The organism is Oscillospiraceae bacterium, assembly GCA_015068525.1.
In the GTDB taxonomy this organism is placed as follows: domain Bacteria; phylum Bacillota; class Clostridia; order UMGS1840; family HGM11507; genus SIG450.
Genome location: SVKJ01000006.1, coordinates 83,148 through 94,015 on the forward strand (window position 1 = coordinate 83,148; position 10,868 = coordinate 94,015).

General features: G+C 32.6%; 11 protein-coding genes. All 11 read left to right on the forward strand.

The features are described 5' to 3' along the window. Nucleotides 1–18 precede the first annotated feature (18 nt). A complete protein-coding gene (locus tag E7419_03350; GenBank protein ID MBE7014229.1) occupies nucleotides 19–1,386 on the forward strand; it encodes a sodium-dependent transporter in 1,368 nt (455 codons plus the stop codon). Further along, nucleotides 1,305–2,828, forward strand: a complete 1,524-nt coding sequence (locus E7419_03355) for an MBL fold metallo-hydrolase (GenBank protein MBE7014230.1) — start codon at nucleotides 1,305–1,307, stop codon at nucleotides 2,826–2,828. The genes E7419_03350 and E7419_03355 overlap by 82 nt, the downstream gene beginning before the upstream one ends. A gap of 168 nt (nucleotides 2,829–2,996) precedes the next feature. Then, entirely contained in the window at nucleotides 2,997–3,320 is a 324-nt protein-coding gene (locus E7419_03360) for a hypothetical protein (protein MBE7014231.1), read from the forward strand. 14 nt (nucleotides 3,321–3,334) lie between these two features. Next, nucleotides 3,335–4,372, forward strand: coding sequence for a hypothetical protein (locus tag E7419_03365; GenBank protein ID MBE7014232.1), 1,038 nt, complete (start codon nucleotides 3,335–3,337; stop codon nucleotides 4,370–4,372). Nucleotides 4,373–4,393: 21 nt separating this feature from the next. Beyond that, entirely contained in the window at nucleotides 4,394–4,681 is a 288-nt protein-coding gene (locus E7419_03370) for a hypothetical protein (protein MBE7014233.1), read from the forward strand. Continuing rightward, nucleotides 4,678–6,198, forward strand: coding sequence for a hypothetical protein (locus E7419_03375; GenBank protein ID MBE7014234.1), 1,521 nt, complete (start codon nucleotides 4,678–4,680; stop codon nucleotides 6,196–6,198). The genes E7419_03370 and E7419_03375 overlap by 4 nt, the downstream gene beginning before the upstream one ends. Further along, nucleotides 6,173–6,952 (forward strand): hypothetical protein, encoded by a 780-nt coding sequence (locus E7419_03380; protein MBE7014235.1) that lies wholly within the window; start codon nucleotides 6,173–6,175, stop codon nucleotides 6,950–6,952. The genes E7419_03375 and E7419_03380 overlap by 26 nt, the downstream gene beginning before the upstream one ends. Nucleotides 6,953–6,965: 13 nt before the next feature. Further along, nucleotides 6,966–8,489, forward strand: a complete 1,524-nt coding sequence (locus E7419_03385; GenBank protein MBE7014236.1) for a hypothetical protein — start codon at nucleotides 6,966–6,968, stop codon at nucleotides 8,487–8,489. A 63-nt stretch (nucleotides 8,490–8,552) separates the two neighbouring features. After that, nucleotides 8,553–9,074 carry a hypothetical protein gene (locus E7419_03390; GenBank protein MBE7014237.1) on the forward strand — a complete coding sequence of 174 codons (522 nt, stop codon included), beginning with the start codon at nucleotides 8,553–8,555 and terminating at the stop codon, nucleotides 9,072–9,074. Nucleotides 9,075–9,091: 17 nt separating this feature from the next. Continuing rightward, nucleotides 9,092–9,418, forward strand: a complete 327-nt coding sequence (locus E7419_03395) for a DUF2500 domain-containing protein (protein ID MBE7014238.1) — start codon at nucleotides 9,092–9,094, stop codon at nucleotides 9,416–9,418. Nucleotides 9,419–9,436: 18 nt separating this feature from the next. After that, on the forward strand, nucleotides 9,437–10,868 hold a 1,432-nt coding region (locus E7419_03400; protein ID MBE7014239.1), incomplete at its 3' end, for a transporter substrate-binding domain-containing protein.

A 10,868-nucleotide genomic window follows, 5' to 3' on the forward strand; every position in this document is an offset into this window, starting at 1 on the left:
ATTATATAAAGGGGATAAATTATGGAAAGAGAAAAATTGTCATCGCGACTTGGTTTTATTTTGATTTCAGCAGGCTGTGCGATTGGTCTTGGAAATGTGTGGAGATTTCCTCATATAACAGGTCAGTACGGCGGTGCTGCTTTTGTACTTATTTATTTATTTTTCTTACTTGTACTCGGGCTTCCGATTATGACAATGGAATTTTCAGTAGGACGAGCGAGCAGATTAAGTGTTGCCAAGTCTTTTGAAAAGTTAGAGCCTAAAGGCACAAAATGGCACATATTCGGATATTTTGCTATGATTGCAAATTATCTTCTTATGATGTTTTATACAACAATCGGTGGATGGATGCTTTTATATTTTGTTAAAATGGCATCAGGAGAGTTTGTGGGTAAAAATCCCGGTGAGATTGTAACAATTTTTGAAAATATGGTTGCAAGCCCTGAAACGCTTGTTATATGGATGATAATAACCGTTTTGTTAGGTTTTGGAATTTGTGCTATGGGACTTCAGAAAGGCGTTGAAAAAATTACAAAAATAATGATGTCAAGCCTTTTTGTTATAATGGTAGTTCTTGTTATCCGTGCCGTAACTCTTCCGGGTGCTTCTGAAGGTCTTAAGTTTTATCTTCTTCCTGATTTTAAGAAAATGGCTGAAGCAGGAGTTTTTGAAGTAGTATCTGCTGCTATGGGACAGGCATTTTTTACTTTAAGTATAGGCATCGGCTCAATGGCAATATTCGGAAGTTATATAGATAAAGACAGGGCGCTACTTGGTGAATCTTTAAATATACTTACTCTTGACACCTTAGTTGCTATTTTGTCAGGTCTTATTATTTTCCCTGCCTGTTTCTCATTCGGAGTAAGTGCAGACAGCGGTCCGAATTTAGTATTTATAACTCTTCCAAACATTTTTAATTCAATGGCAGGAGGAAGAATATGGGGTACTTTATTCTTTATATTTATGTCATTTGCTGCGCTTTCAACCGTAATTGCAGTTTTTGAAAATATTATATCCTTTGCAATGGATTTATGGAATTTTTCAAGAAAAAAAGCAGTTATAATAAATATATTTTTAATAATAATTTTATCCTTGCCTTGTGCACTTGGATTTAATGTTTTAAGTGGAATAACACCTCTTGGTGCAGGCTCAAATATTATGGACTTAGAAGATTTTATAGTAAGTAATAATCTTCTTCCATTAGGCTCTTTGGTATATCTTATATTCTGCACAACAAGATATGGCTGGGGATGGGATAATTTTATAAACGAAGCAAATACGGGAAAAGGTTTAAAATTTCCTAAATGGTTAAGAATATATGTGACATATATTATGCCTCTTATTGTACTGTTTGTATTTATACAGGGGTATATAAGCAAATTTTAAGGTGTATTAACATGAAAAAGACGTTTGCAACTATAATGCCCGATAAAATCGGTTCATTTTTAAAAGCAGATAAGTGTATAGAAAATCTGGGACTTAATATAACAAGAGTTAGTTATAATAAGTCTTTAGATGCCCATATGCTTTTTATCGAGGTCGAAGGCGATAAAGATAAACTTTTACTGCTTGAAAAAGAACTTATTGATTTGGGATATATTAAAGATGAACTTAATACAAAAAATATTATTTTAATGGAGTTTCGCCTTGAGGATAAGACGGGGGCGTTACTGCCAATCTTAGAACTTATAGATAACTATAAATTCAATATATCATATATGAGTTCTAAAGAAAACGGCAGCGGATTTCAGGACTTTAAGATGGGGCTTTTAATAGAAAATGAAAAAGAAGTATATGATTTTGTAAATCGTGCAGTCAAGTTATGTCCTGTAAGAATTTTGGATTATAACAGCAGTGAAAAAAACCTTGATAACACAGTGTTTTATATATCTTTTGTTAACGAGATTTCCAAAAAAATGGGTTTGAATGATGCGCAAAAAAGAGAACTTTTAATAAATTCAAACCTTATTATGCAAAATCTTGACGAGCAAAATTTACCGCCATATAAAACATTTGATTACATTGGTAAATTCAGTGAATGTTTGATAAAATACAAAGGCGAATTTTACAATCCGAGAATAAGTGAAATTAAAATATCTCATGATGTGTATCTTTTAATTATTGAACCGCCTTGCGGAAGTAATACTTGTGTGTTCGTATGCAGTGATATGCTCGTATTTGTTGATTCGGGATTTAGTATATATAAGGAAGAACTTTTAGAAATATTAAGGCAAAGAATAAAAGATTTTGATAAAAAAAGTAAGAAGCTTCTTCTTACTCATTCCGATGTTGACCATATTGGGTTTTTAGATTATTTTGATAAAGTATGGATGAGTAAAAACTCAAAAGTGAATCTGGAAAATGTATGGCAGGGTAAAAATGGTTTCAGAGAACAAAACGATAAACATGCTCCTTATGTTAAAATAAGCAAAATTTTATCAGGGTATAAACCTACTGACTGTAGCAATTTTCAAGTTATAGGAGAAAAAAATGATTCAGGCCTTCTTAGTTATATAGGTTCTGTAAAGGTTGGCGACTTTACATTTGAAACTTATGAAGGTAAAGGCGGTCATACAAGCGGCGAAACTGTTTTTATTGAAAGAAACTTAAAAATTGTATTCTCAGGAGATTTATATATAAATATCGAGGATTGTATCAAAGAACAAAAAGAATTTAATAAAATTGCTCCTTATCTTATGACATCGGTGGATTGTGATCCGGACCTTGCAAAAATGGTGCGAAAAAGAATAAAACCTCTTTTGGAAAAAGGGCAGTGGACAGTTATAGGTGGTCACGGTGCACCGTGCATCTGGGATGTATGCGACTAGTTATCTTTAAGTAAAAATAATTTTACAAACAAATCATACTTAATAGTATGATTTGTTTTTTTTCTAAAATATTGACAAAATGCAATGAATAAGTTATAATAGTCTTAAAATTATAAGGGAACTTTTTCCACATATATTTTGTCTAACAAATAAAGGCAGGGGATATTTATGGCAAAATTTGAAAAAATAATTAACGGTAATTTCAATGAAATATTACATAGAATTGAAGATGGTATTCTTAATGGCAGTGCATCGGCAACTCTTGAAGATAGCAGCGACTTTTGTATTGGAGATACCCGATGCAGTGTCAGAGTATTTGAAAGATACAGTTATATGGGTTCAAATCGTGTGAGCCTTAATGTAACTTTGTTTGGCAGCGGAGATACTATTCAACTTTCGGCTATTACCTCCGGCGGAAGTCAGGCGATGTTTTTTAAAATAAATACTTTGGGAGAAGAAGCGTTTTTGAATAAGTTAATAGATATACTATAAGGAGCGATAATGGAATGAAAAGAATAGTTAGTTTATTATGTATAGTTTTAATTATGTTTTCAATGACGGTTACTTCCTTTGCAGGTTCAATAGATGTTGATTTGGTTTATGAAGATGAAGCGTTAGTTTTTATTGGAACTATTATTGATTATGAAATAACTTATGAGGAAAAAGATTATCCAAGCACAGAATACACATTGACGCTTATTCCCGATAGAAAAATAAAGGGCGATGTGCAGATTGGCAAGTCTTTAAATTTTGAAAAGGTCAGAACAGGTTCGACTAAACTTCAAAAAGACACAAAATATCTTTTTGGATATGTGAAAGAGGAACTGTATATCTGGGAACTTGAATCATATAATAATTTACTTGATTGGGAACTTGACGATTATACTGATAAATCCATTATCCTTAAAGAAAGACACAATGACTCTATCAGCGGTGGTGTGCAGGATTTTCTTAATGAAGGCGTTTTTGAACGTGCCGAGATAGAAAGACAGGATATTGGAAACCGCATAAGTTTTATGGAATTTTTAAATAAAGAACCATCATCTCAAAGTTCAGAGGTTAAAAAAGTAATCCTGCGTTATCAAGACGAAATCTATGCAGTTGATGTTTATGAATTTGAAAAAGCTTCCCAGAAAATTATGATAACAAATGTAAAAAATGCAACTCTCCATGATATAAATGCAAAACCTGAACAACCCGATCCTTATGAAACAAATCTCTATATTGAATTACTTGATGAAAATGAACAAATGGTATCCTATGCTGCTGTATCAAGACATGGCGAAGTTGACAGATACACTTTAATGATGAGCAGACTTATGCAAAAAGATTACAAGATGGAAAAAGAGGATTTGCGCAAACTGTATTCACTTCTTCCAAAAAATGTTCAAAAAAAGATTATAGTGCCTGAAGAAAACACTGTAAAGCCATTGGAACTTTCCGATACACCTGAAAATAATTATGATTTTTGGTTGTATGGTGGAGTAGGCGCAATCTTTATAATAGCATTTATAATAGGTTTTGTAATAAAGAGAAAGAAATGATATACGGAAGGTGCTGATGATATGTATATAGTATTTGCCGCTTTTTTATTTATTGTATCATATCTTATCCAATTGTTGCTATGTTTTAAAACTGTAAATAAACATATCAAACTTATTCCTCTATACTTATGTGTGCTTGGTGAGATATATTCGATATTGTTGTATGTGGAGTTTTTTGGATTATATGATGACGGAAGTTGGATGTCATTAAAGGCGGTTATTTATTCCGTTTGCTTGGCAATAATTGCTTCGGGATTATTTGTTGCAAAAATTACTTATAGCATGGCAAAAAGGAGGAATATTAAATGAGAAAATATATAGGCTATATACCGGCAGTATTGTTTACCGGATTTTATCTGTTTATGGGATTAACGGGTGCAAGCCTCACATTATCAATGGTTTTAGTATGGCTTTTGTGTTTCTTTCTTTCTGCTTTTTTACTGCATAAAGGATTGTTCTGGGGCGGAGTGTTTGGATTTATACCTGCAGTAAATATGCTCATTATGGGTGGAGAATACAGAGGTCAGGTTATAAATATTGAGATACCGTTAGGGATCATATTACTTCTTTTTTATATAGTTTTTAGTATATATCTTTTTAAGAAAAGACATGATGAAGACAGGTGTAAGACGGAAACTAAGGAGGTAGTTTTTTTAGCGATTAAATTTTTACTTACAATTGCCGTTTTAATGGTAAGTGCATATGTTGCTGTCCTTTCGGCATTGATACTTACATCGGAAGGGATAAATTCTATTATATCAAGTGTAGGAATGTTTATTGTTCCATCGTTATTTTTGCCTCTTATCTGGCTTAAAAAGCGAAAGAAATACTTTTTAATATGGCTTATACCTGCTGTAATCTATTTTATCGCATTAGGTGTCAATTACGGAATGATAAAGTATGATGAAAGCATTACTATAAACACATCTCCAAACATAAATATTCATGAATATCTGCCATTTAAAGAAGAATCCAAGATTGTAAATAAAAGAAGTGAAACATTGCAGTTTACAGATAATCTTCCTAAAATTGACGGAGCCGCTGCACTTTTCCCTGTATATTCAGCATTTGTAAACGCAACCTATCCTTATACTACATATATAAATGATGGATTCTTTGAATACAATAATACTCCTGAAGGCTATCGTATGCTTGCTAATAAGGAAACTGATATATTTATCGGAGTATATCCGTCAGAAGAGCAGAAAGCGTATGCTAAAGAATGTAATGCAACTTTTGAATATACACCTATCGGAACTGAAGCGTTTGTTTTCTTTGTACACAAAGATAATCCTATTGAAAATCTTACAACTAAGCAAATACAAGATATTTATGCCGGTAAGATTACAAATTGGAAAGATGTCGGTGGAAAAAATGAAAAGATTGAAGCATTCCAGCGAAATGAGGGCAGTGGAAGTCAGAGTATGTTAAAAAGATTTATGGGAGATACACCTATCATGGAAGCCCCTAAAGAACTCAAGAATGATTTAATGGCAGGAATTATTGAGAGAGTGGCGAATTATAAAAATAAGACAAATTCAATCGGATTTTCTTTTAGATTTTATGTTGAGGGAATTATAAAAAATCCTGATATTAAAATGATTTCTGTTGACGGCATTAAGCCAACTGCAGAGAATATTAAAAACGGAACATATTCTGTAGTAACACCAATATACGCCGTTACATACGAAGAACAGACTAATGAAAATGTTGACAAACTGCTTTATTGGATACTGTCTGACGAGGGGCAGAACATCATTGAAGAAACAGGATATGTCGGAATATTAAGAGGTACTGACTTTGAAAAAGAAAATAATAGTAATTAGTATATCTTTAATTGTACTCTTTATGGTAATATGGTCTTTGATGGTTATAACTGATTATAACCGTGCAAAAGATATGAAACCTCCTTTGTTTGCATACTATAGCCATAACCAGTATGGTGGTGGTTTTTATGATGGATTGGGTTATAGTGTATGGGCGAGGACAAAAGCATTCAATGGAGTGGATCATGTGCTTTATGATATGCACTTTATGATGTTTGGCAGAGGCAAAAATCAGAAAAAAACCATTGCTGACTTTTATTTTAATCATTATCTGTTGCTTGGTGACAGTAAAGAGTCAGTTTTTAGTAATATAGAAGCACTTGAATATATTGTGCCGCAAAAAGACAAAAATGAGGAAATTTATTCTGAACATGCATTCATTGACGGCTCGAGAACTATATTAAATCTTGTCTTTTATAAAGATGTTATGATTGGATTTGATTATCAGTTTGATAATTTTGAAGTTGCCTATGATTATGCTGCTGCACTACGCAGAGATTTAGAATTGACTTTTGATAAAAATCCAACTCAAAGAAGCAGCAAACTCTTTGACAGTATTAAGGATGATACTATGCTGCATTCCGATTATTCATATTGTGAATACTGGACAATGGGTTCTTATAATAATAAAAAAGATAATATAGAAAAAATATTTGAAGATAAAAAATATTCACGGGCAGACATTTGTTTTGAGTTGAAAATAGTTGATGAAAACAATGTAACAGTATCAACTCGAATAGTTTCCGTACTATGAGGATAATAGAGTTATGAAAAAATTTGGTTGCAGTAATTATCAGGATTATATTCCTGTTCCTGTATATGAAAGTAATCCCGAATATGTTGAGTTTTATAAAAAAGCGTGGGAAATAGCCTTCAAGCACATAAAACATATTGATGGTATGCCTCAGACTCCTTATATGGACGAAGCATTTTGTGATACTCAAGTTTGGATATGGGATTCCTGTTTTATGTCACTTTTTTGTAAATATGCAAGAGAAGTTTTTCCAGGTGTGGAAACTTTTAATAATTTTTATGAAGTATTGTATGGCAAAAAGAGGTTGGCAAAAATTATTCCGGGGAAGAATGAACCTGACTGGACAGGAGCGATACCCGGTGTACCTTATGAGATGAAAATTCATATTGCAGATAATCCGCCGCTTTTTGCATGGGCAGAATATGAGAATGCATTGATGAGTGGGAATAAAGAATATATAAAAGAACTTCTTTACAATAAACAGTTTTTGCAAAAACATTATGAATGGATAGAAAATCTCAAAGCACCTGTAACTTGTGACGGTGTTATGCATCCTACCTGTCTTACATCATATAAATACGGATATAAGTGGGAGGGCGGAAGGTCTGGTATGGATAACACTCCAAGAGGAAGAATTGGAGTGCATGCCTATGAGGAAAGACCTAACAATCCTGATATGTTCTGGCTTGATGCGATATGTCAGCAGGCTTTATCTGCCAAAATGATTTCAGAACTTTTTAAAATTATTGACGATAAAGAAAATTACGAAAAATGGAATAGCCTTTATACTAAAAAGAAAAACATTATAAATGAACTTTACTGGGACGAAGAAGATGGATTTTACTACGATATTGATTGCAATACTCATAAGTTCTATAAAGTAAAAACCATTGCTTCTTACTGGACACTTACAGGAGGTATTGCAAATAAAAATCAGGCGAAGAAACTTGTAGAAAGACTTTTTTGCGAAAACGAGTTCGGAGGAAAAGTTCCTTTTGTTTCACTTTCAAGAGATGATCCTGACTTTATAGATGAGGGGGAATACTGGCGAGGCGGAGTATGGCTTCCTACTGCTTACGCAACCCTTAAGGGACTGGCTCGTTACGGATATTTAAATAAAGCCCGTGAAGTTTCCGAAAAACTTCTTTTACATATGATAAAAACTTATAATGAATTTGAACCTCATACTATATGGGAAACATATTCGCCTACCGAATATAAACCTGCAACTGATCCATACAGAACGGGAACTTTTGCCCGATCTGATTTTTGTGGGTGGTCTGCATTAGGACCTATTTCGGTATTTATAGAATACATTTTAGGATTTTATAAAATTGATGCCTTTGAAAAGAAAATATATTGGCTAAAACCTGACGATTATCAAGGTAAAATAGGTATTGAAAATCTTCGTTTCGGAAATATTGTAACGGATATTATATGGGACGGAGAAAAATACATTGTTAAATCAAACGAACCATATACTCTTGAAATCAACGGAAAAGTGTATGATATTGTTTCGGGAAATAACCATTTTTAAAAGTGTTAATTTTTTAGAAACAAACATTACAGGTAATAACAATATTTTCGGGGGATAGGTAAAATGAAAAGAAAAATTACTTTAATTATGCTTATAGTAATTATACTTATGATTACAGGATGCAAAGACGAAAAACAAAATAATCTTTATCTTCCTGAAGCAAAGAATGATAAAATCTATACAACCATTGGAGGTAAAGATGACAAACATAAGGGCGATGGTTATACTATTACAGTTCCTGTAAAAGATTATCATTATGAAAAAGAGTATGATGACGGGGCTTTAGAAGAGAAATGGGAATATACCAAAAATGATGATATTAAAATCAAAGTAACAACATATAAAAATACAGACGAAATAACAGCAAGAGGAAGATTTTTAAGAGATAATGACGATTATATTTTTGAGGATATGACAGGATACTCTCTTTGCGGACAGGAATCTGACGGAGATACATTATGGTTTAATATCCATAGTTCAGGAAAAACAGTATATATCGTTTCCTGGGAATTTCCTGAAAACACAAGCAAAGATTTACAAAAAGAATTATCAAGTATTGCAGGAACATTCACTCTTTCAGAATAAGGGAGGGTAAAATCATTATGGGAAATATTTTTGGTAATATAGTTAATCTTACCTTTGCATTAGTCGGTGGGATTATAGTTATTGGAATTATCATAAGAGTAATAATAAATCTAATTACAAATGAAAAAAGTATAAAAGCAACAGTTATTGACAAGCAAAGTTACGACAAACAAATATACACAAAAAGTCAAGCGCCATTTATACGGAAAGAATATGTTATAACTTTTCTTTGCGGGAATAAAAAGAAATATTTTAATGTATCAGAATTATCATTTGGAAATTATAAAGTTAATCAAAAAGGAACATTAAAGTACAAGGGAAATAGAATTGTTGATTTTAAGTAGTGTGAGGAGGTTGAAACGATGAAGAAAATATTATCAATTATATTATCAATCACAATGTTGCTTTCTATAGCCACGATTGCCACTGCAGACGGAATTGATGGACCAATGCAGAAAGCAAAACTCAAAGTCGGAACAAGTGCTGATTTTAAGCCATTCGAATATTATGACGACAATGGCGAACTCACGGGATTTGATATTGACCTTATGAATTACATAGGTGAAAAAATAGGCTTTGAGATTGAGTTTGTGAATATGTCATTTGACAAACTCATCCCCGCAGTAGTTAGTGGTGAGGTTACTTGTGCTATTTCTGCAATTACAGTTACCGAAGAAAGAGAAAGTGTTATTGATTATACAAGGCCTTATATAAAATCTCAATATATTAATGATTTGGGAGAGAAACAAGTAGAAGAATATGCAGTAGTTTTTCCTGATAATTCAAAAAATAAAGCAAGAGTAATAGAGGCATCGGGAGATCCTAATCTTTCAAAATATATGCTTGTTGATAATGCAATTAAAGAACTTACAGAGGATTTAACTATTGATAAGTTAATTGAAGAATACAGGCTTAATGAAACCATAGATTACACATATTCTGCTATTGAAAATTCAAATAAAGACGAAGTTTCAGATAAAGAAATCCCAAAATATGATACTTGGGAAGAAATAGGACTTGTCAGTCCATATCCGAGTGAATGGGCAAATGAAAGTGTAATTAAAGCACAAGCTCTAGAAATTTTAGAAGAAGATAAAAACTATTGGTACAAAAATCCAATAACTCGTGAAGAGTTTTGTGAATTGATTTATAATGTAATTTATAATTACTCTAAAGTCGATATACCACAGGTAGCAACAATACCTCTTGCTGATACATCAAATGAGAAAATAAGAAGCCTGTACTGGTGGAGAATAATAAACGGTAAAGGAACTTTTACTCAGGAACCTGTTATAAGTCCTGATGGTGTAGTAAAATCTTATCCAACACTTCCTGTAATTGCACCGAAAGATTTTCTTACACGCGAAGAAGCGGCGACAATTATAGTCCGTATGGTAAATAGATTTTTCCCTATGGCAGCAACTGAAATGTGGTTTGAGTATGATGATATTAACGAAGTTTCTAAATGGGCATCAGATTCTGTTCAGACAATCAGTAATTTAGGATTTATGAAGGGAACTAACAATAATAAGTTTGCTCCTAAAGAAACTTTGACAATTGAAGAGGCGATTGTCATTCTTGTAAGAGTATATGCAAGCTCCGGCGTGAGTAAAAATGTTATTGGCGGTGCAGACGAATCGACAGGTATTTTGGTAGGAGAACAAAACAAAGAAGATAATGATAAATTGATATATGGTTACCAAGTAGATGACACAGGAAAGATATTAAACTTATCAGAATTGAAGAAATTTTATATAGAGTTTGCGATGGATAACAGAATAGATTTTATTCCTG

What these genes read in the sequence shown, in the direction of transcription:
- E7419_03355 (MBE7014230.1), top strand. Translation starts at nt 1,305, where the DNA reads ATGGTTAAGAATATATGTGACATATATTATGCCTCTTATTGTACTGTT.
- E7419_03360 (MBE7014231.1), top strand. Translation starts at nt 2,997, where the DNA reads ATGGCAAAATTTGAAAAAATAATTAACGGTAATTTCAATGAAATATTA.
- E7419_03365 (MBE7014232.1), top strand. Translation starts at nt 3,335, where the DNA reads ATGAAAAGAATAGTTAGTTTATTATGTATAGTTTTAATTATGTTTTCA.
- E7419_03370 (MBE7014233.1), top strand. Translation starts at nt 4,394, where the DNA reads ATGTATATAGTATTTGCCGCTTTTTTATTTATTGTATCATATCTTATC.
- E7419_03375 (MBE7014234.1), top strand. Translation starts at nt 4,678, where the DNA reads ATGAGAAAATATATAGGCTATATACCGGCAGTATTGTTTACCGGATTT.
- E7419_03385 (MBE7014236.1), top strand. Translation starts at nt 6,966, where the DNA reads ATGAAAAAATTTGGTTGCAGTAATTATCAGGATTATATTCCTGTTCCT.
- E7419_03390 (MBE7014237.1), top strand. Translation starts at nt 8,553, where the DNA reads ATGAAAAGAAAAATTACTTTAATTATGCTTATAGTAATTATACTTATG.
- E7419_03395 (MBE7014238.1), top strand. Translation starts at nt 9,092, where the DNA reads ATGGGAAATATTTTTGGTAATATAGTTAATCTTACCTTTGCATTAGTC.